This is a genomic window from Mucilaginibacter metallidurans (assembly GCF_003286435.2).
Classification (GTDB): domain Bacteria; phylum Bacteroidota; class Bacteroidia; order Sphingobacteriales; family Sphingobacteriaceae; genus Mucilaginibacter; species Mucilaginibacter gossypii.
In genome coordinates, this window is record NZ_CP043449.1 from 1751433 (window position 1) to 1776587 (window position 25155).

15 protein-coding genes are annotated in these 25155 nt (G+C 45.1%); all 15 read left to right on the forward strand.

All coding sequences use genetic code 11. The features are described from left to right. The 15 genes from DIU38_RS07720 (at position 1) to DIU38_RS34630 (ending at position 25153) form a co-directional block, all read left to right on the forward strand. Complete coding sequence (locus DIU38_RS07720; protein WP_167516108.1) at positions 1 to 1695, forward strand: RICIN domain-containing protein; 1695 nt, start codon at positions 1 to 3, stop codon at positions 1693 to 1695. Positions 1696 to 1737: 42 nt separating this feature from the next. Beyond that, positions 1738 to 3123, forward strand: a complete 1386-nt coding sequence (locus DIU38_RS07725; RefSeq protein ID WP_112654225.1) for an SGNH/GDSL hydrolase family protein — start codon at positions 1738 to 1740, stop codon at positions 3121 to 3123. Between the two features lie 15 nt (positions 3124 to 3138). Continuing rightward, positions 3139 to 3972 carry an alpha/beta hydrolase gene (locus tag DIU38_RS07730; protein ID WP_112654224.1) on the forward strand — a complete coding sequence of 278 codons (834 nt, stop codon included), beginning with the start codon at positions 3139 to 3141 and terminating at the stop codon, positions 3970 to 3972. Between the two features lie 399 nt (positions 3973 to 4371). Further along, on the forward strand, positions 4372 to 6123 hold the full coding sequence (locus DIU38_RS07735; protein WP_112654440.1) for a RagB/SusD family nutrient uptake outer membrane protein: 1752 nt from the start codon (positions 4372 to 4374) through the stop codon (positions 6121 to 6123). A 25-nt stretch (positions 6124 to 6148) separates the two neighbouring features. After that, entirely contained in the window at positions 6149 to 6592 is a 444-nt protein-coding gene (locus DIU38_RS07740; RefSeq protein WP_112654223.1) for a DUF5004 domain-containing protein, read from the forward strand. 24 nt (positions 6593 to 6616) lie between these two features. Next, complete coding sequence (locus DIU38_RS07745; protein ID WP_112654222.1) at positions 6617 to 7621, forward strand: DUF4961 domain-containing protein; 1005 nt, start codon at positions 6617 to 6619, stop codon at positions 7619 to 7621. Positions 7622 to 7717: 96 nt separating this feature from the next. Continuing rightward, complete coding sequence (locus tag DIU38_RS07750) at positions 7718 to 10816, forward strand: SusC/RagA family TonB-linked outer membrane protein (RefSeq protein WP_112654439.1); 3099 nt, start codon at positions 7718 to 7720, stop codon at positions 10814 to 10816. 28 nt (positions 10817 to 10844) lie between these two features. Next, positions 10845 to 12551, forward strand: coding sequence for a RagB/SusD family nutrient uptake outer membrane protein (locus tag DIU38_RS07755; RefSeq protein ID WP_112654438.1), 1707 nt, complete (start codon positions 10845 to 10847; stop codon positions 12549 to 12551). Between the two features lie 41 nt (positions 12552 to 12592). Continuing rightward, on the forward strand, positions 12593 to 15685 hold the full coding sequence (locus tag DIU38_RS07760; RefSeq protein WP_112654437.1) for a SusC/RagA family TonB-linked outer membrane protein: 3093 nt from the start codon (positions 12593 to 12595) through the stop codon (positions 15683 to 15685). 83 nt (positions 15686 to 15768) lie between these two features. Continuing rightward, complete coding sequence (locus tag DIU38_RS07765) at positions 15769 to 16941, forward strand: prolipoprotein diacylglyceryl transferase (RefSeq protein ID WP_112654221.1); 1173 nt, start codon at positions 15769 to 15771, stop codon at positions 16939 to 16941. Positions 16942 to 16951: 10 nt separating this feature from the next. Further along, on the forward strand, positions 16952 to 18142 hold the full coding sequence (locus tag DIU38_RS07770; protein WP_112654220.1) for a DUF4185 domain-containing protein: 1191 nt from the start codon (positions 16952 to 16954) through the stop codon (positions 18140 to 18142). Between the two features lie 141 nt (positions 18143 to 18283). After that, the gene (locus DIU38_RS07775; protein ID WP_112654219.1) at positions 18284 to 20560 is read left to right on the forward strand and encodes a GH92 family glycosyl hydrolase; all 2277 of its coding nucleotides are present in this window, start codon (positions 18284 to 18286) and stop codon (positions 20558 to 20560) included. A 323-nt stretch (positions 20561 to 20883) separates the two neighbouring features. Continuing rightward, complete coding sequence (locus tag DIU38_RS07780) at positions 20884 to 23850, forward strand: discoidin domain-containing protein (RefSeq protein ID WP_112654218.1); 2967 nt, start codon at positions 20884 to 20886, stop codon at positions 23848 to 23850. A gap of 68 nt (positions 23851 to 23918) precedes the next feature. After that, positions 23919 to 24446 (forward strand): MFS transporter, encoded by a 528-nt coding sequence (locus DIU38_RS34625; RefSeq protein WP_317132425.1) that lies wholly within the window; start codon positions 23919 to 23921, stop codon positions 24444 to 24446. A 23-nt stretch (positions 24447 to 24469) separates the two neighbouring features. After that, positions 24470 to 25153, forward strand: a complete 684-nt coding sequence (locus DIU38_RS34630) for an MFS transporter (RefSeq protein WP_317132426.1) — start codon at positions 24470 to 24472, stop codon at positions 25151 to 25153. The last annotated feature ends 2 nt before the right edge of the window (positions 25154 to 25155 follow it).

Consider the following 25155-nt stretch of genomic DNA (forward strand, 5'->3'; position numbering starts at 1 on the left):
ATGAAAACAAACCTGTTCACCTGTACCATAACGGCTATGGCTTTGCTGGCATCATGCAGTAAACAAGCTGCCGTTAAGTACCCCAAACCTTTTGTACGCACAGATTCCGTACAACTAACCAGCGGATCGCCGGTAAGCTCATACGGAACCTTTTTTATCACCAACGTTTTAAGCGGTAAAGCTATTGAAATTAATAGCAGCGGTATGCTTAATGATGGCACCGGTGCGCAACAAAACCAATACTCGGGCAGCGGTACAGCTACGGCCCCCAACCAAAAATGGATAATTGTACAACAGGGCAGCGGCGCTATAACCAGCACTACCAAATTTAAGATCATGAACGTAGCCAGCGGTAAATATCTGGAAGTACCCTTAGCCACCACGAATCCCGGTACAGGCCTATGGCAGGATAAAGCCAACACCAACAATGCCCAGCAATGGTATATTCAGGCAGTAAGTACCGGCGTTTATAAAATTATTAATGTGGGTAATGGCCTGGCGGTCACCAATCATGGATCATCTGCCACTAATGGTACGCCTATTACCCAGGAAGTATTTGTTGCCGGGAATACGGCGCAAACCTGGCTGCTTAACGGGCTCATAGCCGAGGCTTACCGCGACGACGATGTCGTGAACTTTTTTCACCGTACCAATGGCACCGTTGCTTTTGATGAGGGAAAAAGTATCCCGCTTACTTATGGCGCCAACAACGGAAAAGTGCTTTGGATAACTGAAGATGCCTATGAATCGTCACAACTTCAAAGTAACGGACAGTTATATTGCCAGTTTTTTAAGTATCACAATTCGGCCCTGCTGCAGCCGGCCAGTCACAGTTGGGATCAATCCCTTACGCCCAATATCACTACCAATAATTCGCCGGTAAACAGCATGGAGATCATTGAAAGCCCGGGCGATCATAACTCAACCTATCGCTGGCCCGGCGCAGGAATTGAGGCCGGTAGCCACGTTTATCTTTACACATTTGAATCGGCCAACGGATCTACACCCGAAAACCAGGTGCTTTATGACTTAACTCAAAATACATCCGGACTTAACTGGGGCACAGCCGCACGGCTAACACCTGCGGGCATGTCGGGTCAAACTGAAACCGGGTTTTCAAACGGGATGGTTAAAAACGCTACTAACGATTCGGTATATGTTTACGGAAGCAAAAGCGTTTTCTTTAATACGTCCAATGTATTCCTGGCCCGCTTCCCGGTAAGTAACCCGTCTAACTGGTCGTTCTGGACAGGCTCTTCATGGTCGTCAACCCGTACAACCGCTTCGGCAGCAGCTATATCTGTAGGTGCAGGCAATACCACCCAGCAAAATGTGACCATATCAAAAGTGAACAATAAATATGTAATGATGCAAATGGACCTGGGCTATTTTTGTGATCCGGCGAGCCACAATATCTACATATCAACAGCCGACAGCCCTAAAGGGCCTTTCACCACGCCCAAAATGGTTTTTACCATTAATGATGTTTACCAGGGGCATTTGGCTAAATATTATACCCCAGCCATCCACTCTGAATTTGTTAACGGGCATAACGAGTTGCTTGTTACCTATTGCCTTAATTATAACGGTGATGGCGGCAGCTGCAGCACAACCACCTGCGTAAATAATAACCAGGATCCTAACTTTTACCAGGTAAAAGCAGTAAGGATCCCGTACAGCCTGGTGGGTTTATAGTTTGAATTTATTTTTTGCTGAACACATTATAATTAACAGTTAATGAAAAAGTTGATTTTATTATTAGTACTGATAGCAGCCCGGGGAGCAGTAACTGCCCAAAACATAGCGCCATTTCGCGCGGGCGACCGGGTGGCTTTTGTTGGCAACAGCATTACAGATGGGGGCCATTACCACTCGTACATCTGGCTGTATTATATGACGCGGTTTCCCAACATGCGGATAACCTGCTATAACGCCGGCATTGGCGGCGATGTTGTAGGGCAGATCAACGATCGTTTTGAAGATGATGTGTTCAGCAAAAAACCAAATGTGTTAACCCTTACCTGGGGCATGAATGATACCGGGTATTTTGAATGGTACCGCCCCGATGCACAGGATGTTATGGATAAAAGGATCCAGGGCTCATACGATAACTATGCACTGCTGGAAAACAAACTAAAGCAACACCCCGAGATCCGTAAAATTTTTATTCTCGGTTCGCCTTATGACGAAACCAGCAAGTTTACTGTCAAAAACATCTATCCTAAAAAAAGTGCGGCTTTTTCAAAGGTGATCGATTTTCAGCAAGCAGCGGCAAAAAGAAATAACTGGGGTTATGTTGATTTCTACCACCCCATGACAGAGATCAACCTGCGTGAGCAAGCCAAAGATTCCACCTTCAGCTTAACGCCTAATGACAGGGTACATCCTGACAATGACGGGCACCTCGTGATGGCTTATCTTTTTCTAAAGGCGCAGGGCTTCAGCAATAAAGTAGTGGCTGATGTGGCTGTTGACGCTAAAAGTAAAAAGACCATTAAGGCGGTGAATTGTAAAGTAACTAACCTGGTTTCTTCGGCAGACTCTGTATCGTTTAATTACCTCGCAAATTCATTGCCTTATCCTATTGATACTATTCCGCGTGGTTGGGGAAACCGAAAAAAACAAGCCGATGCGCTTAAGGTTGTGCCGTTTACCAAAGAAATGAACCAGGAGTTGCTTGCCGTTAAAGGGTTAAAACCAGCCAATTATGATGTCCTTATCGATGGAGAAAAAATGGGGAGTTGGTCGGCTGAGCAATTTGGCGCAGGTATCAACCTGGCCGGGATCACTATAACACCGCAATATCAGCAGGCTATCCAGATTAGGGAACTGAACGAGGAGCGCTGGGATATTGAAAGGCGTATCCGCATGTATACCTGGATGCAGTTTGACTTTTTAAAAGGCAAAGGCTTGTTGTTCCATGATACCAACGCCGCTATGGATACCATAAGCAAGTATGCCAAAAAAGACATTTTTGTTAATGGAAATAAAGATAATTATACCCGTGCCCGCTACAAAAGCCTGCGCGATGCCTGGCAAAAAGAAATGGATGTACTTACCAACCAGATCTATGCTATCAATAAACCGCAAAACCATCGCATCACCATCATCGCCTCAAAATAAAATCACTATATACTGATGAATATTAAAAAGTTACTATTTATTCCATTATTTATCGGCTTTGCAGTCTGCAGTTTGAAAGCTGCCGCTGCAACGGTTGATACGGTGCTGACCCACAGTGCCATAATGAACAAAGACATTAAGGCTGTGGTGATCAAGCCGGCCGATTATTCAAGCACCAAAAAGTACCCGGTATTATACCTGCTGCATGGCTTTAGCGGCAATTACAGCGATTGGATTAAAAAAGTCCCTGCTGTTGCCGGTTTGGCCGATACTTATCATTTTATCATAGTTTGTGCCGACGGCGACTTTGCGGGCTGGTATTTTGATAGCCCAATCATTAAGGATTCACAATACGAAACCTATGTAGGTACCGAACTGGTGAACTGGGTTGATAAGCATTATTCAACCATAACCGACCGGAAGGGGAGGGCCATAACCGGTTTGAGTATGGGCGGGCATGGCGCGTTGTATATAGCGTTTAAGCATTTAGACAAATTTGGTGCTGCCGGGAGCATGAGTGGCGCGGTTGATATCAGGCCTTTTCCGGATAGTTTTGGCATCGAACGCGTATTGGGTAAATACAGCGAACACCCCGACAGGTGGGAACAAAACAGCGTGGTAAACCTCATTTACCTGTTAAAACCCAACTCACTTGCTATTACTTTTGATGTTGGTTATGACGACTTCCTTTACCAGGCCAACCAGGAACTGCATGAAAAGCTGCTTGAACGTAAAGTCCCCCATGATTATACCGTAAGGCCGGGGGGCCATACCTGGGAATTTTGGGGCAATTCCATTAACTATCAGGCACTGTTTTTTAGTCGTTTTTTTGGTGGAAAAAATAGTTAGTGCCAGGTTACCGATAAATTGCGCTACGTTTTTAGTTCAATGTACACGTTCAGGTATCAAAAAAGAGAAAATCAGACCAGTGGCTTCCGGTTTAGTATTATCGATTTAAATAGATAACGCTTTTATAATAACAATTACAACATTTTCAACCGATTGCAAATGTTGTAATTGTTAAAATTCCGGTATCGAAATTGTGATTTTAGAAATTATAAAAAAATAACTCGAAAAATTTGCTAAATCGTTTTTATAAACTATATTAGTATCAGATTTCAACATCTGAATTATAAACCAATTAACAAATAGCTTTTAAAACGTTTGCTCCGCGGGTTAAAATATGAAATTGCTAAAACGATTTTATATTTTCTCTGTCGAAGCATGATGTTAACTAACCCCTATAGTATGAAAAAACTTTACTTCAAGGTTCTTGCTTATTCGGTTTTCGGGGGCTTCCTTGTTTTTACTTCGTGTAAAAAGGAAGGTTTCCTGGGGCAAACACAAACATCAAACCTAACCGGGGAGACAGTGTTTACCGATAGTGCCAATACCGTATCGTTTTTAGCCGGCATTTACGCCAATGTTGGTTTTAGTGCGGCGGCAGGAAGGTTTACCTACGGGCCAATACTTTCGCCTACACCTAACGGCGGTATCGACGCTGCCTCCGACGAAGCCGAAGTATCAGCATCTGCCGGGTCAACCGCGCTGGCATTTGAAACCGGCACCATCAATGCTGCCGTGGTTACCGATGATGCGTATAAAACCTGCTATACCAATATCCGCTCGGTAAACCAGTTGCTTAAAAATTTGCCTAAGGCACCAATCAATAATTTCGTCAAAACACAGATGAAAGCTGAGGCGCGGTTTTTACGGGCCTGGTATTATGCTATATTACTGAAGCATTACGGCGGTGTGCATTTACTTGGCGACAGTGTTTACACGTATACGGATAAGATCCCGGCTGCCCGCAATACCTATGCCGATTGCGTGAATTATATCCTTGCCGAGTGTGACGCGGCAGCGCAGGACCTGCCGACTGTGCAATCGGGGGTAAACTATGGGCGTGCATCAAAAGGGGCCTGCCTTGCTTTAAAATCAAGGGTGCTGCTTTATGCCGCAAGCCCTTTGTTCAATGGGCAATCTATTGGTGAGGGTAAAACGCTTGAATTGGTGGGATACCCGGCTTACGATAAAGAACGCTGGAGACTTGCCGTACAAGCTGCGGCTGCCGTTATCTCAACTGGCGTATATAGTCTCAACGTTGACAATGCCACTGCCCCGGGTTTTGGCTTTCAAAAGCTGTTTACCAGGCGCGTAAATACCGAATATATTTTCCAGTTGATGCGCCCGACCGGCAACGTGGATTTAGAAAACTTATGGCAGCCGCCAACCCGTACAGGCAAAAACGGTGCTTTCCCCCTGCAGGGATTGGTTGATGCTTTCCCGATGAGCAACGGTAAAAGTATAACAGACCCTACATCAAACTATAATCCCAATAATCCATATGCTAACCGCGATCCGCGTTTGGATTATAGCATCATCCATGACCAAACACCTCTGCAAATCAGGCTTTCGTCAGGTACCTCACCCATAAATATTTTTGTTGGTAAATACAACGGAAATACAACAGGGCCTGATGCCGTTCATGTTGGCACTACCACCGGATACTATACCAATAAAATGCTTGACCCGGCCGCTGTGGCCAATGATTTTATGCACCGGACAGATCGTTGCCTGCCATTGATCCGCTATGCCGAGATCCTGCTTAACTATGCCGAAGCTGCTAATGAATATGAAGGGCCAACCGCATTAGTTTATTCGGCAGTTGAGGCTATCCGTCAAAGGGCGGGCTTAAACCCATACCAGTTGCCCGCAGGTTTGAGCCAGGCTGATATGCGTACAGCCATTCAAAATGAACGCCGCATTGAGCTGGCTTTTGAAGAGCACCGCTTTTGGGATGTGCGCCGCTGGAAAATTGCCGACCAAACTGACAACATCACTACCAAAGGCATGGAGGTTGACCGCGATGGTGCTGCGGTGGCCTACAAACAATTTGATGTGCGCAAACGCAATTTCCGTAAAGCGATGTACCTGTGGCCTTTCCCGCAAAGCGAGGTAGCCAAATCGCCCGAACTGATTCAGAACCCTGGTTATTAATCACCGACAGTATAGTAGTATTGATATGAAATATAATTACAAAGCAAAATGGTTTTACCTGCTGTTGATAGCTGTCTTTATGATGACAGTATCATCATGTAAAACCGAAAAGATAGTTCCCGGAAGCGAGGCCCCCAAAGATATCGCCGGCAACTGGCGGGTGATCAAAGCTACCCGTAATGGCACCGATTTAACCTCCATTATTGATTTTAGCCAGTTCAGGATCAGCTTTACCGATAAAGGGTATACACTGATGAACAAATTGCCCTTCCTGGTAAGCAAGGATGGTGCTTTTGCACTTGATGATCCGCAGTATCCCTTTAAGATCACCTTTACTGCTACAGGCGATAAGCCGGTTTCAACAGCTTTTACTTATCCTATAGTAAACGGCAAAAGGCAGCTTAGCATAACCTTCAGTCCGGGCTGTACCAATAATACTTATGTGTACGTGCTTGAAAAAGCCAATTGATAAACTAAAAGCAACCAATAAATTATGAGATCATATTTACATATAAAAGGTAAAAATTTATGGAAGCTGTGTGCTTTGGTGGTGCTGGGTATTGCTTTAGCCTGCTGCGGCGAACAAATTACCAGTGTTGATCAGCCGGCCACAGCTACCGTAGGTTCAGTTGTGCCGATAACGGTACACTGTGATATCCCTACCGTGGGAGATGGAGGCCCCGACTACCTCATTTTTGGTTTTTTGGTGCCTAAAGGCTGGAAGGCAGCGCAGAATACCACTATAACTTACACCAGCAAACAAGGTAACGGAACCATGTCCCTGATACCCGACGGTACTTTACCTAAAAAAGGCGACGGCCTTACCTGGTCGGCATACATGAAAAAAACTTTCGGTAACGGTGGTAACCTTATTGATGACATGGAATGGGTGGCTTATCAAACTGATAAAGCCTACAGCCATACCGGCGGGGTAGAGTTTATTGTCGACCTGAATATCAAAACAAAAGTAGGCGCCGATAATAATAACATGTTGGTTAAACTGGGCTATACCATAACCGATAGCGGCAACGGTTTTACCAGCGATGGCAACGGTACTTATTACAGTGTGCTGCTTGGTAATACCTGTTTTGAAGTAACCGGCGGCAGCGGTGACCTGGTTGACTTTTGTAACCCGCAACTTACCACTATCGATCCGCCAAAATCATTGGATAACGATTTTGTGACCCTGACTTTTGATGGTACAGTTACCGATACGCAGTTGAGCGGCGCAAGTGAAGTTTACCTGTGCGCAACGGCCTACACCAGCGATGGCAAAACCATAAAAGTTTGTGAGCAAACCACTAAAACATTATTGAAACAAACTACTGCCACCAGTAAAAAGTACCAGCTCACGTTTTGGCCGAGATCATTCTTTAGTGCAGGGGATACGCAAACCATCACAAGAATGGAGTACTTCCTTACAGATAAAACGGGCAAGGTAAAGGTAGGCTATGGTAATACTGATGCCCCGTTCACCTATACATTTAAATGCGGTTGATCTGAAAATGTAAATAACAAGCAAATGCACTACACAATATTGCTTTTGCTAAAACGATATTTAAACCTTTTGCCAACAATTTTAAACCTGAAAAATATGGCTTATTGCTACATAAATAAATGTTTAACAGGTATCACGCTGTTGATGCTGCTACTGGTTAAAACCAGTTATGCAGCCATGCAGCAGGATACAGCTGCCATGGCGCCTGCACGGCCCGGTCAGGTAAGCGGTATTGTACTTGATGAGTATGGTAACCCACTACAGGGTGTTAAAGTAATTAATAAAGGAAAAAATAGTACCCTGACTACCGGTAAAGACGGCATGTTTGCTATCAACGCCATAAAGGGAGATGCCCTGGTATTTACCGCCGCGAATTATAACGCCCGGCAAGTTACTGTTAAAAACACTGCTAAATTAACGGTGAGGCTCATAGATACCTATATTCAGGCACCTAAAACCATTAATGTGCTTTATGATACCATCAGCACATCAAAAAATGTGGGTGCCATATCAACTATCTATACCAATCAGCTTACAAGCACACCAGCAACTTTGTATACCTATGCTTTACCCGGGCAACTCCCCGGTTTATATACCCAGCAGTATAGCGGTTTCGCCGCACCTCAAACCGGCGTGCAGACTGTAAATGATTTTATCGGGGCGGTAGTGCAGCACAATAATTATTCGGCCAATGACAATACCGAGTTCGGCCTTTCATTAAGAGGGCAGGGGCCGATAACGATTATCGATGGTGTTCAGCGTGAGATAGCGTCGCTTGATCCGGAAAGTATCGAATCGGTTTCGGTATTAAAGGATGCGCTTTCAAATATGATGCTGGGCATCAACAGTTCGCGCGGTACTTTACTTATTACTACTAAACGCGGTCAGGTGGGTACGCCGCATATTTCATTCACTGCACAAACAGGCAGCCAACAGCCTTTAGGCTTGCCAAACCCGCTGCCTGCTTATCAATATGCGTATTTATATAATGAAGCGTTACAAAACGATGGTAAGCCCGCCCTTTACAGCAGTGCCGATTTTAACGCCTACCGCAACCACACCGACCCTTTACGACATCCGGACGTTAATTGGTTTAAAACCATATTGCGCGATAATTCACCAATGACCAGCTACAAGCTGAATGTTAACGGCGGTACCCAGGTAGCACGCTACAGTGTTTCATTAAACTACCTTGACCAGGCCGGGATGTTCCGCACGGCATCGGCTGTACCATACAACACCAATAATGATCTTAACCGCTATATCATTAACTCCGATCTCGCAGTTAACGTAACCAAAAAATTCACTGTCGATCTGCAGTTATTTGGCCGTATCCAGCAAAGCACGCAGCCAGGAGCAGGGTATGGAAACATATTGGGCGCACTTTACAGCACGCCAAACAATGCATATCCGCTTTATAATCCAAATAACACATTTGGCGGTACAACAACATATACCAACAACCTGCTTTCACAAACCGAGTTTTCAGGCTATCAGCGCACCAGCAGCAATGATGTACTGGCCAATCTCGATCTGAATTATAACCTCAGCAGCATAACACCAGGTTTGTCGGCAAAGGCAAAAGGCAACCTTGCTTTTTCATCGCAAAGTTTTTTAAATCGCTCATTGCAAAATAATGCCTATTCCTTTAACGCCGACAGTTCTTATTCGGCAGTGGGCTCATCAGTTGCGCAAAGCAATTCGTTCAGTACAGTTTCAAGCGCCCGCTACTCGTTTGCTCAGGCATCAGTTAATTACGACAGGACTTTTGGCAAAAGTAATATAACCGGTATGGCACTGTATGATGTACGCTCGGTTGTATTAAACTATGACCTTTCGCAGGTAACAACAAACCGTGCATTAAAAGCAGGCTATAATTATGATGGTAAATACTTTATTGAAGCGGCCGCCAACAGCAGCGGCTATAACCGTTATCCTCCGGGCAATCAATATGGCTTGTTTTACGCCGGCGGTATTGGCTGGCAAATGGGTAAAGAAGATTTTATTAAAGATAATTTCAGCTGGATAAACTCATGGAAGTGGCGCGCCACCTATGGTAAAACCGGAAACAACAACGTAGATAATTACGGATACTATAACTTTTTGCAAACCTACGGCCCTTCGCAGGGCTATTCATACAGCACAGGTACCAGCAAAAGCCCGGTACAGGGTTATTTTGAAAACACATTGGCCAACCCATACATCCGTTGGGAAAAAGCCCGCAAGCTGGATGTAGGAGCTGATATTTCCCTGTTTAATAATCATTTTAATATTACTGCCGATTATTACCACGACAGGTATTATGATCTGTTACAGGTACGTGGCAACAGCATAGCCTTGCTGGGTACTGCTTACCCTTATGAAAATTTAGGCATCAACCTTTATAAAGGCGGCGAGCTTACTTTAACTTATCAAAACCACATCCAAAATTTCAATTACTTTATTTCGGGTAATGCCTCTATCCAATCGTCAAAAATTATTTTTAGCGACGAAGAGCCATATCCTTACCCATGGCTCAGGCACACCGGCCGCTCAACCAATGCTATTTATGGTTACACGGCTATCGGTTATTTCAAGGATGCCCAGGATGCTGCCACCAGTGCAACAACTACCGGTTACACCGCACAGGCAGGAGATGTAAAATACAAAGACCTTAACGGCGATCATATTATCAACCAGTTTGATGTTTCGGCCATAGGCGGTAACCGGCCGTTGGTTTATTATGGCTTTTCGGCGGGCTTCAATTACAAAGGTTTTAGTCTGAGTTTCCTGTTACAGGGCGTAGCGAACCGTGAGCTGACGTTCAATAACTCGCAGGTGAACGGCTTTGCAGGTGTGGGGTTCCTCGGGCTTACCTACAGCGGGCAGGCGTACGAAACCATTTTAGGCCGGTGGACACCCGAAACCGCCGCCACGGCTACTGCGCCAAGGTTATCAATAGGTAACGCCAATAATACCGCCAACTCAACCTTGTACCTGCGCAAAGGCAATTATGTAAGGCTTAAAAATGCTGAGGTAGGTTACAACCTGCCTTATGAGTGGGCGCATAAGCTCAGGCTATCGGGTTTGAGAATATTTGTAAACGGCGAAAACCTGTATACACTGTATGGCTACAAAGATTTTGATCCGGAGGTATATGGTACTGCTTACCCGATTCAAAGGGTGATAAATGCCGGCGTTAACATTAAGCTTTGATTTTGGCCATCATAAAAATATTACGATCATGAAGAGTTTCAACAAAATAATTTTAGCGGCCGCCGGCTTCTTAACCATAATGGCCGGCTGTAAAAAATATGAGCAGTTCCCGGTTGATAAGGTGACTATCAATTACGTGTTTGACAAAAAGGACTCCTTAGGCACCAATGCCCAAATGTTCCTTTATGGGATTTATGCAACGCTCCAAAACGGGCACAATAGGGTAGGGAACGACTACCTTGACGCGGCCAGTGATGATGCCATGTCATCGGCTTCGGTATCATCAAATGTAGTAACCATACTTTCAACAGCATCTTATAATTCATATACTATCCCCGCCGTTGAAAACCTTTGGGCTTATTACTACGCAGGCATCCGCAAGGCAAATGAGTTTGTGAACAATATTGATGTAGTGCCGGTGCTGGCCCAATACCATGGTTATTCCATGAAATATGTATGGAAAAGCGAGGCACGTTTTTTAAGGGCACTGTATTATTTTGAACTGGTTAAACGTTACGGTGGCGTTCCCTTATTGGGCAACAAGGTGTTTACTATAACAGATAATGTAGCCTTGCCACGTAATTCCTTTGCCGATTGTATCAAATACATTGTAAGCGAATGCGATGCCATTAAGGACACCCTGATGGCCGCGCCGCTGAGCAACCCTAATGCTGATTATTACCGCCCTACTAAAGGTGCCGCCATGGCTTTAAAGGCCAAAGTACTGCTATATGCGGCAAGCCCATTATTTAACGGGCAGAATATTGATGCCTCAAATCTGCTAACCGGTTATACCGATTTCAGCGCCGACAGGTGGGCACAGGCCGCTGCTGCCGAAAAAGCGGTAATGGACCTGAATGTTTATTCGTTATTGCCCAGCTTTAAAGATGTATTTCTGACTCAAAACAGCTCTGAAAATATATTTATCCGCCAAACGGATAATTCATCCTCGATTGAAACCACTAACGGTCCGGTTGGCTTTACCGGGGCGGTAGGCAAGGGGCAAACCAGTCCTACACAGCAATTGGTTGATGCCTTCCCCATGAAAAACGGTTTGGCTATTACCGATCCGGCATCAGGTTATAATCCGGACAACCCTTACCAGAACCGAGATCCACGCTTGACCTATACCGTGCTCTATAACGGGGCAAGATGGCTTAACTCAGATCTGCAATTGTACGAAGGCGGGGCCAGCAAACCTAACGGCTCATTACAGCAAACCAAAACGGGCTATTACATGCGCAAGTTCATGGGCAATTTTGAAAACACCAATGCTTACGCTGCTCATGTCATAGACTGGCAGATCCTGCGCTATGCTGATGTGGTTTTAGGCTATGCTGAAGCACTCAATGAATCGGCCGGAGCAACTCCCGAGGTTTATAATGCTGTTATCAGCATCAGGAAAAGGGCAGGGATAGATGCGGGCACCGGCAATTACGGGCTTAAAGCCGGTATGAGCAAAGCGGAGATGCGCGCCATCATCCAAAATGAGCGGCGCCTGGAAATGGCTTTTGAAGAGAACCGCTACTGGGATATCCGCCGCTGGAAAATTGCCGAAACGGTAATGAACCAGCCGCAAAAGGGGATCAGCATTGTGAAGATAGGCTCCAGCCTTACCTATAACGTGGTGAATGCGCTCACTACCAAATTCGAAGCGCCTAAGATGTACCTGTACCCAATACCTTATGACGAGGTTTTGAAGAACCCGAATATGAAACAAAATCCAGGATGGTAATCTCAAAACTTCAGCCAGTTAAACCAAAAAAATTAAGCTTTATGAGAAAAATAATACTTCTCTTCCAGATATTAATGATCCTGCTCCCGGCGGTGTCATTTGCGCAAAGCAGGACCGTAACAGGTACTGTACGCGATATTACCGGGGTATTGCCGGGGGTATCGGTAATTGAAAAAGGTGTTCCTAATAACGGTGCTATTACAGATCAGGGTGGTAAGTTCAGGCTTGTTCTTAAAGGGCAGTCAAATACCATCATTGTGCGTTTTATTGGTTATATCCCGCGTGAGCTCCGTGTATCTGAGTCAGGCAGAATGGATATCATACTGCAAACCAATACCAATGGTTTGGATGAAGTAGCCGTAGTAGCTTACGGAACCAAAAAAAGGATCACCAATACCGGTGCTGTAAGTTCCATTTCGGCCAGTGAGATCCGTACCGTGCCAACGGCCAACGTGCAAAATGCTTTAACCGGTAAATTGCCGGGCTTTTTTTCGCAGCAGGGTTCGGGCCAGCCGGGTAAGGATGCTTCAGATTTTTATATCCGTGGGGTAAGCTCGCTAAACCCATCGGGTAACCAGCCGCTCATCATTGTAGATGACATCGAGTACAGCTATGACCAGCTACAGCAGATCAATGTGAATGAGATAGAGAGCATCTCGATTCTGAAAGACGCGTCAACTACAGCTATCTACGGTATCAAAGGCGCTAACGGCGTATTGGTGGTGACCACCCGCCGCGGCAAGGCCGGCACCCCTAAAGTGAACCTTCGTGTGGAAAGCGGCATCCAGCAGCCTACTAAAACGCCGCAGTTTTTAGATTCATATAATACAGCGGTATTGATTAATGAGGCCCAGCATAATGACGGCATCCCGCTTAGCTTTACCCAGCAGGACCTTGACCTGTTTAAAAATGGATCCGATCCATACGGTCACCCCAATGTTGATTGGTATAATAAAATTTTCAAGAAGTACACCTATCAAACCAATGCCAACCTGGATATTTCGGGTGGCACAACCGGGGTAAAATATTTCATCTCGGGTGGCGCGCTAAACCAGAATGGCCTGGTACGTGATTTTGCCGATCCGCAAAGTTTGGTGAATACCAATTACTATTTCAAACGCTATAACTTTCGCTCAAACCTCGATCTGAAAGCCAATAAAACCCTTGACCTGCGGCTGGACATTACCACCCGTTTTTCGGACCTGAACCAGCCTTATAACCAGAACGCAGTGAGCGAGGTATATAATTTTACCAAGGAAACGCCTTTTACGGCGCCATATCTTAACCCTAACGGAAGCTATTCTTACGCCTATTCGTCGTTTAATCCCGATCACCTGCCAACGCTTAACGCCAGGCTGGCAACAGGAGGCTATCAACACTCCCGCCGTACCGATTTTAACGTACTTTTTGGCGCTACCCAAAGGCTCGATGCTTTAACCAATGGTCTTTCGGTAACAGGCAGGGTTGCTTATTCAAGTATTGAACAATTTACCAAGCAAATTTTTAACGGCGGTATCCCTGCTTATCATTACGATCCGGCTACTAATCAATATTCCTTAAGGCCGGGTGCTACTTATGTGTATCAAACTTATGCTTTAACGGGCAGCACCGATATCAATACCAATAATTACAACCTGCAGCTTTATGCCAACTACGACAGGACATTCCGTGGTTCGCACCATTTTTCGGGATTGTTGTTGTTCAATCAAACTTCGCAAACGTATTTCACCTATCCGCTGCTTGATGGCGCGCAGGTTGGTGTGCCGCAAAAGTTCCGCGGTATATCGGGCAAGGTGGGATATGACTTTAAACAGAAATTTCTGTTCGACTTTAACGTAGCCTATAATGGCACCGACCGCTTTGCCGCTAATCATCGCTTTGGGATTTTTCCGGCTGTGAGCTTTGGTTATAACATCGCCAAAGAGTCTTTTTTTGAAAAGGCCCTCCCTATGTTCAGTCTTTTGAAAATAAGGGGTAGTTATGGTTTGGTTGGTTCGGATGCAGCGCCGGGTAACCGTTATGTATATAACCAGGTTTACAATCAGGGCGGTGGTTACAATTTTGGCGAAACAGCTCAAAATTACAACACTATATATGAAGGTTCATTGGGCAATCCAAACGTAGTTTGGGAACGTGCCAAAAAGATTGACATAGGCCTGGATGCCAACTTGTTTAATGATAAAATATCCATCACAGCCGATTATTTCCACGATATCCGTTACAATCAGCTGATTACACCGGGGAGTATACCGGAGATTTTGGGTGTTGGTTTGCCTGCCGTAAACATCGGTAAAACCCGTAACCAGGGCCTTGACGGGCAGATCAGCTATCATAGCACGCTTGGCAAAGTACAGTACAACGTTGGTTTCGTGTTCTCGTACGCTAAAAACAAGATCCTATATGAAGATGAGGCTACCCCGGCATATCCATGGCTTGCGCAAACCGGTCATTCAATCGGGCAGCAATATGGTTATCACTTTTTGGGATACTATACCGCTGCCGATATTGCCGCCATCAATTCGGGAAGCAAATCGGTACCCGTGCCAGATAACGGTATCCCACTACAGCCCGGCGATCTGAAATACCAGGACCTGAACGGTGACGGCGTTATCAATGTGTTTGACAAAAGGCCGATAGGCAATCCAAACCTGCCAAATACCATACTCGGTCTTTCATTGCAGGCTGTTTACAAAGGTTTTAGTGTAAGTGTGCTTTTGCAGGGATCGTTTAACTACAGTTTCGCGGTGATTGGTACAGGTATCGAACCATTTCAAAGCCAGTTTCAGCCCATTCACCAGGAACGCTGGACACCCGAAAACCCGGTTAATGCCGCCTTCCCAAGGTTAACTACCAATCCAACTTCGGTAAACAGCCCTACGGCTTATTTTTCTGATTACTGGTTACTAAACGCACATTACGTGCGGTTAAAAACGGTTGATATCGGTTATCAATTGCCAACCAAGCTGTTACCATTTAAGATTAATAACGCCCGCATTTATATGAGTGCATATAACCTGCTCACGTTTGATAACTACAAAAAATATCAGCAGGACCCCGAAATTGCCACCAATACCGCGGGCGATGCGTACATTAACCAGCGGGTGATTAACCTGGGCATCCAGGCAGGTTTTTAAAAACCAATAGATAAACCATAAGGGGCCGGCGTTGCGGTGCCGGCTTCCTTTTTTGATTTGGCAGATAAACTTTAAATTAGAATATGTTTCCAACCATCGGCGATCTGATATATTATCTCTTCCATATCCGGATTGGATTTCCTATCCAAACGCTTGGTTTTTTTATAGCACTTGCCTTTCTATTTGCCTACATAGTGTTTACGTCAGAATTTAAAAGATATGAAGCCATTGGAAAGATCAGTGCATTTAAGCGGAAGGTAATCATCGGAAAATCCGCTTCGGCAGCCGAAATGATCATTAATTTTTTGCCCGGTTTTTTATTTGGCTTTAAACTTTTTGGAGCGGTTTTTAATTACCAGGTCTTTGCTGCAAACCCGCGGGCATATATTCTTTCATTGCAGGGAAATTTAACAGCCGGCGTACTTATTGGAGGTGCATTTGCCTTTTGGATTTACCGCGATCGCAAGAAATTTGCATTGCCTAAACCGCAAACAACCGAATACACTGTACACCCTTATCAATTAATGGGGCTGATTGTTTTCAGTGTTGGATTTTTCGGTTTCATTGGCGCCAAGCTTTTTGATATCGTTGAGCATTTTGGCAGGTTGAGATATGATCCGCTGGGTACTATATTTTCGGCCAACGGATTTGCTTATTACGGCGGCCTGATCTTTGGCGCATTGACTTATTTGTATATAGGCCACCGGCATAACATGAAACTGGTACACCTTGCCGATATCGGTTCGCCGGGCATGATGCTGGCGTATGGCGTTGGCCGTATTGGTTGCCAACTGGCGGGTGACGGTGATTGGGGTAAGGTTAACCCACATCTAAAGCCTGGTTTTTTAAGCTGGTTGCCCGATTGGATATGGGCGTTCAATTATCCGCATAATGCTGTCAATGCAGGTACACTAATACCTGGTTGCCTGGGTAACTATTGCAATCAACTGGCTAACCCGGTATACCCCACGCCGTTTTATGAGGCTGCACTTTGCATTGGTATGTTTTTGCTGATGTGGGTTTTTCGTAAACGGATAGTTACACCCGGTTTTATGTTTTTCCTGTACCTTGTGTTAAACGGTACCGAGCGTTTTTTGATAGAGCAGATCCGTATAAACCCGGTTTATCATTTTTTAGGTTTACCATTTACCCAGGCTGGCTTCATCGGATTTTTAATGCTGATGGGTGGATTAACAGGCTTTATTGTGCTGTTTACTAAACACAAAAGCCATCATCATAAACATTTACCTGTATAAATATTATTTAATGAAGAAAATTACCCTTGTTTGTTTAGCTTGTTTGAGCCTGGTTTTAACCAATAGAGCCTTTTCACAAAAAGCTGATACCGTTAATCTTACCGATATTAAATTTAAGGTAGAGGCCGCGCCGGAATGGTCGGCCCTGTTAAAGCGTGATTCGGGCTGGTTTGGGGGCGATGGTATTTATACCATTCCTTTGAGTGGCAAGGAGACCGGCCAGGCAAAACATAACGATAAAGTGCTTTTTATTTTCAGCGATAGCATGATAGGCGCGGTGCGTGATAACACAACGGCGCCGGGAGCCATCATGATCCACAATGCAGTAGCTGAACTAAAAGGCAACGAGCCTTTGGATAAACAAATGAAATTTTATTGGGATAAAAATGCTAAAGGAAAACCGGAGTCTATTTTTATCCCCCATACACCTAAAACAGGAGCTACAGATTACTACTGGCTTGGCGATGGCTTTGTAAACCAGGCATTGAATAACAGCATCTATATTTTTGGATACAGGGTACATAACGTAAGCAACGAAGCATTTGGTTTCAGGGAAGTTGGCAACACGCTCATCAAGATCCCGGCAAACAGTAAGCCTCCGTATAAAGACCTGAAGCAAATGGATACGCCGTTTTACCTGGTAGATCAGAAAGGGGAAAGCGGCTCGTTTGGTGCCGGCATTTACGTAAATACCAAAGAGGCCGGCGCGCCAAAGCCCGATGGCTATATTTATGTTTATGGGGTACGTGGCATGGCCAAGCACCTGATGGTTGCCCGTGTACTGCCCGGGGATTTTGAGGATTATAGCAAATGGACTTTCTATAATGGTAAAGCCTGGGTTGCCGATATGGAACAGGTTACTAATATAACCAGCAGTGTATCAAATGAGTTAAGTTTTAGTCCGCTGCCGGATGGTCGTTACGCGCTGATATTTCAGGTAGGGGGGATGACCACATCGGTGGGGATGCGGATAGGTGCAAGCCCGGTAGGTCCGTTTGGCCCGATCATTAAATTATGGGATTGCAAGCCAGACCTTATCGCCAAAACCTTTGTGGTTTATAATGCCAAGGCGCATCCAAGCTTATCAAAGCCCGGTGAACTGCTGATCAGCTACAATATTAACTCCGTTGATTTTTTAAACGATCTGAAAAAATATCCAAACCTGTACCGCCCAAGGTTTATCAGGGTAAAATTTGAATAAGCAATGTTCTAAAGAACTTTTTCGACGAAGCTTTTCTGTTTAAAGAACATAAAAATATTACCTTGCTAAATCGATTTAATTTTTAATTTTGTTCAGAGGCTAATTATTCTACAAATCTGCCTCTGATACCATTATAACCCAATGAAAATACGTTCACTTATTTGCGCAGTTGCGCTTATGTATGCCGGAAAACTGTTTGCGCAGGAGGCTAACCTTGTTAAGTATGTGAATACCCGGCAGGGCACCAATACCAAATATGAGTTCTCGTACGGTAACACCTATCCGGCTACTTCGCTGCCTTTCGGCATGAACACCTGGACACCGCAAACCGGCAAAAACGGCGATGGATGGAAATACCAGTATTTTGAGCACACTATCCGCGGTTTTCAGCAATCGCACCAGTGCAGTTCGTGGGTTAACGATTATGCGGTGTTTTCGCTCATGCCTGTTGCCGGGAAACTGGTTGTTAATGAAGATGAACGGGCGGCATCATTTAGCCACTATAACGAGATAGCGCAACCAGGTTACTATAAGGTAAAACTTGATAATAATATTACAACCGAAATGTCGCCGACCGAACGGGGAGCGCACCTGAGGTTTTCGTTCCCGAAAGGTAAAGCCTCTTATCTTGTTTTAGATGGCTACACTAAAATGAGCGGGGTAAAAATCATCCCGGCCCGGCGGAAAATAACAGGCTATGTAAACAACTGCCGCTGGGCCCCTAAAGATTTCCGGAACTACTTTGTCATTATTTTTGATAGGCCCTTTACCGATTACGGCACCTGGGAAAATAAAAACAATACCCTTTCTGAAAAGAACGGATCGGCAGAGGGCGAAGGTATCGGGGCCTATATCAAATTTAAAGATGGAGAAACTGTACAAGCCAAAGTAGCTTCGTCCTATATCAGCCCGGAGCAGGCCGAACTTACTTTGACAACTGAACTGGGTAAATACAAATCATTTGATGATACCCGTAAAGCTGCTGATAAAGTGTGGAACCAGTTGCTTGGCCGTATGGCCATTGAGGGGGCTACAGAAGATCAGAAGGCGACTTTCTACTCGTGCATGTATCACGCCAATCTATTCTCACACCAGTTTTTTGAATATAATAAAGATGGAAAGCCATACTATTATAGCCCTTACGATGGCAAGGTACATGATGGGTACATGTATACCGATAATGGTTTTTGGGATACCTTCCGTGCCCAATTTCCGCTGAATACGGTGTTGCACCCCAAAATGGAAGGCCGGCTTGTAAATGCGCTGCTTGATGCACAACAACAATGTGGCTGGTTGCCGGCCTGGTCGTTCCCGGGTGAAACGGGAGGAATGCTGGGGAACCATGCCATATCCCTATTAACCGATGCCTGGGTAAAAGGGATCCGCACCTTCGATCCCAAAAAAGCCCTTGAGGCTTACTATCATGAAGCTACCAATAAAGGTCCGTGGGGCAGTGCCAATGGTCGCCCTGGCTGGAAGGAATATTATGCAAATGGTTACGTGCCTTTTACGCCGCAAACCCTTGGTTCAACCGCCTGGACGCTGGAGTTTGCATACGATGATTTTTGTGGATATCAACTGGCGAAACTCACCGGTAATAAATTTTATGAAGATGTTTTTGCCCGGCAGATGTACAATTATAAAAACCTGTTTGATACCAAAACCCGTTTCATGCGCGCGAAAGATGGGCAAGGTAATTGGGTTGAACCTTTTGACCCAATGGATTGGGGTGGCCCCTATACCGAAGGTAATGCCTGGCACTGGACCTGGTCTGTTTTTCAGGACACGCAGGGTTTGATCAACCTGATGGGCGGAGAGAAGAATTTTACTGCTAAGATTGATTCGGTATTTACCGAGCCTGGAACTATCAAAGTAGGAGGGTACGGCCAGGTGATCCACGAAATGACGGAGATGGCCGAATTTAAAATGGGGCAGTATGCGCAGGGCAACGAGCCTATTCACCACTTGCTTTACATGTACAACTATGCCGGCCAGCCATGGAAGGCGCAGCAGCATTTGCGCGATGTAATGGATAAGATGTACAACGCAGGCGAAAACGGTTACCCCGGCGATGAGGATGAAGGCCAGATGTCATCTTGGTTTGTGTTGAGCGCCGCTGGCTTTTACAGTGTTTGCCCCGGTACCGATCAGTACGTGATTGGTAGTCCGCTATTTAAAAAGATGACCATCGCTTTGGAAAATGGCAAAAAGTTCGTGATAGAAGCTAACAATAACAACAAGGAGAACGTGTATATCCAGTCGGCGACGCTTAATGGTAAGCCTTATACCCATAACTGGATCACCCAGGCCGATATTATAAATGGCGGTGTACTGCATTTTGAAATGGGTGATAAACCTGTGGTGAACCGTGGCATAGCGCTTGAAGACAGACCGTTCTCGCTTTCAAAAGCTAAATAAAAAGATGTTTAATGCCGTTAAAAGTAAATCAAAAACCGTCATTGCAAGTATTAAAATCCGCGGGCCTCTGAAGGTGAAATGACATTTACACTACCCGTCATCCCGAATTTATTTCGGGATCCGACGCGCTGAGCGGCTATGCAAGCGGCCTTGCATGTGGGGTGCTGAAACAAGTTCAGCATGACTGTATTTTTTATTATGTCATGGGTAGGAACGAAGCAATGCCCGATTAGCAGGTCCGCTCTGTAGAGTTTGGGATTGCTTCGTTCCTCGCAATGACGATTTACTTTAAGAATTATTAGAGTATTCGCTAAAACGATTTTATGATCAATATTTACAAAATAAAAAAGTCAATTCTATTACTTACTTCGGTGATACTGCTGTTTAACCCGGCATCAGCACAGGAAATCTTTTACCTCAACAACACCAATAAACAAATTACATGGAAAGTAAAAGCCCAGACCGACCTGGGAGCCGATAGTCTTGACATCCACAAAAGCGGTTACGCCGCTACTGATTGGGTAAAGGCTATTGTACCTGGTACTGTATTTTCATCATACGTAGCGGCCGGTTTGGAAAAGGATCCCAATTTTGGCGATAATATTTATAAGGTTGATAAAAAGAAGTACGACCGCAATTTCTGGTACCGTACGCAGTTCAGCGTACCTGCAGGTTTCACCAAACAAAAAATCTGGCTTAATTTCAAAGGTATTAACCGCAAAGCCGAGATCTACCTGAACGGGAAGAAGATAGGCAGCCTGGATGGTTTTATGCAGCGGGGAGTGTATGACGTAACGAAACTCGTAAATAAAACAGGGGCAAACACACTGGCTGTTTTGGCTTACTGTCCGCTGAACCCATTGGTAAATTATGCCAGTCCAACATATATACCCAGCGCCAGTTGGGATTGGATGCCTTATGTACCGGGTCTCAACGGCGGCATTACTGATGATGTTTACCTGAGCAACACAGGTAGCCTTACCATTAATGATCCCTGGATTCGCACGGATGTGCCTACTACCGCCCGGGCTGAAGTATCGGTTTCGGTTGGGGTGAAAAACAGCACCGATACTTTTCAAACAGGAACCTTAACCGGTGTTATTAATCCTGGAAATATCCAGTTTACCCAAAAGGTATTTGTGGGTGCTAACAGCAATGCCGAGGTAAAGATCGACCCAAAACATTTTTCGCAGTTGGTGATCAACGGCCCAAAACTGTGGTGGCCTAATGGCTATGGCGATGCCAACCTGTACACCTGTAACTTAAGCCTGAAACTGGGCGATGAAGTATCTGACAGCAAGCAAATCAAATTCGGCATAAAAAAATACAGCTACGATACTGTTGGCCATGTATTGCATTTGTGTGTAAATGGCACCAAAGTATTTTTAAAGGGCGGCAATTGGGGAATGGCCGAGTACATGCTGCGCTGCCGGGGAGATGAGTATGATACTAAAGTACGCCTGCACAAAGAGATGAATTTTAACATCATCCGCAACTGGATAGGCTCAACCACCGATGAGGAATTTTATGATGCCTGTGATAAATACGGCATCATGATCTGGGATGATTTCTGGCTTAACTCTATCCCCAACCTGCCTAATGACGTAAATACTTTCAATGCCAACGCCATCGAAAAAATTAAACGCTTCAGGAACCATCCTTCCATTGCCATTTGGTGCGGTGATAATGAGGGCGAACCTTTACCTCCGCTCAATAACTGGCTTCGTGAAGATATCAGCGCTTACGATGGTAACGACAGATATTATCAACCCAACTCGCATGCGGGTAACCTAACAGGCAGCGGTCCGTGGACTAACTTTGATCCGCGCTGGTATTTCAGCCGTTTTCCTAATGGCTTTGGCGGTAACCAGGGTTGGGGGCTTCGCAGCGAGATAGGTACGGCGGTATTTACCAATTTCGACAGCTTTAAAAAGTTTATGCCGAAGGATAAATGGTGGCCCCGCAATGAGATGTGGAACCTGCATTTCTTTGGTTCGTCCGCAGGTAATGCCGGGCCCGACAGGTACGACGATGGTATTAAAAACCGTTACGGTGCGCCTACGGGTATCGAGGATTATTGCCGCAAAGCCCAGCTGCTGAACATCGAAACCAATAAAGCCATGTACGAAGGCTGGGAAGATAATATCTGGGAAGATGCATCGGGCATTATGACCTGGATGAGCCAGTCGGCCTATCCTTCATTGGTGTGGCAAACCTATGACTACTATTATGATCTCACTGGTGCCTACTGGGGAGCAAAAAAAGCCTGCGAACCGGTGCATATTCAATGGAACCCGGTAAATAATGCTATTAAAGTGATCAACACCACCCGTACCGACGAAAACAGCCTCATTGCTTATGCCGATGTTTATAACAGCGATGGACAGATCGTAAAAGAATATAGCCAGTCAAAAACTATCGATGCGCCATCGAATACAGCGCTGAATTGCTTTGCCATGGCTTTTGCTGATAACCGCGAAAATTTGGCACTAAACAAACCTGCATTTGCATCATCAACCACCATGGGTGAGGCCGGTTCTGTAACGGATGGTAATCCGGGAAGCAGGTGGGCCAGTAATTCAAATGATGTCGAATGGATCTATGTCGATTTGGGTAAAGAGCAAGAAGTAAACGGCTTGAAATTAAACTGGGAGGAGGCATATGGTAAAGCTTTCAAGATCCAGGTATCTGACGATGCTAAAAGCTGGAAAGATGTTTATGAAAGCGGGGATGGCCACGTTGGCGTACAGCAAATCACTTTTGATGAGGTAAAAGGCCGCTACGTTCGTATGTATGGATTGCAGCGCGGATCGGGATGGGGCTACTCGCTTTGGGATTTTGAGGTGTACGGCGGCGCGCCGAAAAGCAGTGGTCTTACGGATGTTCATTTCATCAAACTAAGATTGATTGATAAGGGTGGCAAATTGGTATCGGATAATTTTTACTGGCGGGGTAATAAACGCACAGATTTTACCGCTCTTAACCAACTGCCGAAGGTTAACCTGAAAGTATCATCAACCATAAAACTAATTAACGGCAAGTATTATGTGGATGCGAAGATCAGCAATCCATCCTCATCAAAGGCGGCTGCATTTGCTATTCGCGTACTGGCAACGAAAGCCGGGACGGGTGAACAGATACTGCCGGCAATAATGAATGATAACTATTTTTCGCTGATGAAGGGCGAATCAAAAGATATCAGGATTGAATTTGATGCAGCGTTGCTGGGCAACGACAAGCTGAAGCTATTGGTACAGCCTTATAACGATCCGGTAATAACAGAAAAGTAATAATAAGCCTTTGGTACCTTGAAGTTTTAAACTAATTTACCGGTCCAATTAACAAACAAACCTGCATAATGGATACCAAACCCAAATTCACCGAAGGCAAGTTCCTTGTCGTACTCATTTTTGTAACCTCATTATTTATGCTTTGGGGCATAGCCATGACCCTCGGCGATACATTAAACAAGCATTTTCAAAATGTTTTGCATGTTTCAAAGTCGCGTTCGGCTTATGTACAGTTATCATTATTTGGCGCTTACGCGGTGATGGGCATCCCGGCAGGTATGTTCATGAAAAAGTTCGGTTATAAAAACGGTGTGCTTTTAGGCCTGGGGCTGTATGCTGCAGGTGCATTCCTGTTTGTTCCGGCGGCTGATGCTAAATCGTTTGACTTCTTTCGGATAGCCTTGTTTATCCTGGCTTGCGGCCTGGCTACGCTCGAAACTGTTGCTCATCCATTTGTTGCCTCTCTCGGCGATCAGCGTACCAGCGACCAACGCATTAACTTTTCGCAGGCTTTTAACGGTGTCGGCGGCGTTATTGGTCCGCTGTTGGGCGGCTATTTCGTTTTAAAAGGGGGCAGGAGCATTCTAACGACCTGATATCTGTTAAACACCTGTATATTGTGATAGGAGCGGTGATAGCATTGGTTGGCGTAGCATTTTCATTTTTAAAAGTGCCCCCTTTACAAGATCCACATGTGGTAGCTACGGATTCATACGCTGTTGCTGCCGAAGGACATATTCCGGAAAGCCTGTTCAAAAAAAAGCATTTCGTTTTTGCGGCCATAGCTCAACTGTTTAACGTGGCAGCACAAGGCGGCACCTGGGCGTTTTTTATAAATTACGGTCACGAGATCATGCATTTAACCGATGAACACGCAGGCTATTATTTTTCATTAAGTATGGTGATGATGATGGCCGGCCGTTTTATTGGCACCTTCCTGATGCGTTACATAGCGCCAAACAAACTGCTGGCGATATTTGCCCTGGGCAATATCCTGATGTGTGTTATTGTAGCACAGGGATTTGGCGTGGTGTCATTTGTTGCATTGCTGTTCATCAACTTTTTCTTCAGTATTATGTTCCCAACCATATTTAGCCTGGGGTTGAAAAATTTAGGTTCACAAACGCAAAACGCGTCATCATTTATAGTAATGGGAGTTGTAGGCGGGGGATTGTTTCCGCCGGTTATGGGCCTCATTGCTAATCACAATGTTGCTACGGCTTATTACCTGCCTATCATTTGTTATATGGTGATATTTTTGTTCGGGATCAGTTATCCTAAACTGAATAAAAAAGGAATATGAGC

Coding starts and splice junctions, on each gene's coding strand:
- DIU38_RS07720 (WP_167516108.1), top strand. CDS start 1: ATGAAAACAAACCTGTTCACCTGTACCATAACGGCTATGGCTTTGCTG.
- DIU38_RS07725 (WP_112654225.1), top strand. CDS start 1,738: ATGAAAAAGTTGATTTTATTATTAGTACTGATAGCAGCCCGGGGAGCA.
- DIU38_RS07730 (WP_112654224.1), top strand. CDS start 3,139: ATGAATATTAAAAAGTTACTATTTATTCCATTATTTATCGGCTTTGCA.
- DIU38_RS07735 (WP_112654440.1), top strand. CDS start 4,372: ATGAAAAAACTTTACTTCAAGGTTCTTGCTTATTCGGTTTTCGGGGGC.
- DIU38_RS07740 (WP_112654223.1), top strand. CDS start 6,149: ATGAAATATAATTACAAAGCAAAATGGTTTTACCTGCTGTTGATAGCT.
- DIU38_RS07745 (WP_112654222.1), top strand. CDS start 6,617: ATGAGATCATATTTACATATAAAAGGTAAAAATTTATGGAAGCTGTGT.
- DIU38_RS07750 (WP_112654439.1), top strand. CDS start 7,718: ATGGCTTATTGCTACATAAATAAATGTTTAACAGGTATCACGCTGTTG.
- DIU38_RS07755 (WP_112654438.1), top strand. CDS start 10,845: ATGAAGAGTTTCAACAAAATAATTTTAGCGGCCGCCGGCTTCTTAACC.
- DIU38_RS07760 (WP_112654437.1), top strand. CDS start 12,593: ATGAGAAAAATAATACTTCTCTTCCAGATATTAATGATCCTGCTCCCG.
- DIU38_RS07765 (WP_112654221.1), top strand. CDS start 15,769: ATGTTTCCAACCATCGGCGATCTGATATATTATCTCTTCCATATCCGG.
- DIU38_RS07770 (WP_112654220.1), top strand. CDS start 16,952: ATGAAGAAAATTACCCTTGTTTGTTTAGCTTGTTTGAGCCTGGTTTTA.
- DIU38_RS07775 (WP_112654219.1), top strand. CDS start 18,284: ATGAAAATACGTTCACTTATTTGCGCAGTTGCGCTTATGTATGCCGGA.
- DIU38_RS07780 (WP_112654218.1), top strand. CDS start 20,884: ATGATCAATATTTACAAAATAAAAAAGTCAATTCTATTACTTACTTCG.
- DIU38_RS34625 (WP_317132425.1), top strand. CDS start 23,919: ATGGATACCAAACCCAAATTCACCGAAGGCAAGTTCCTTGTCGTACTC.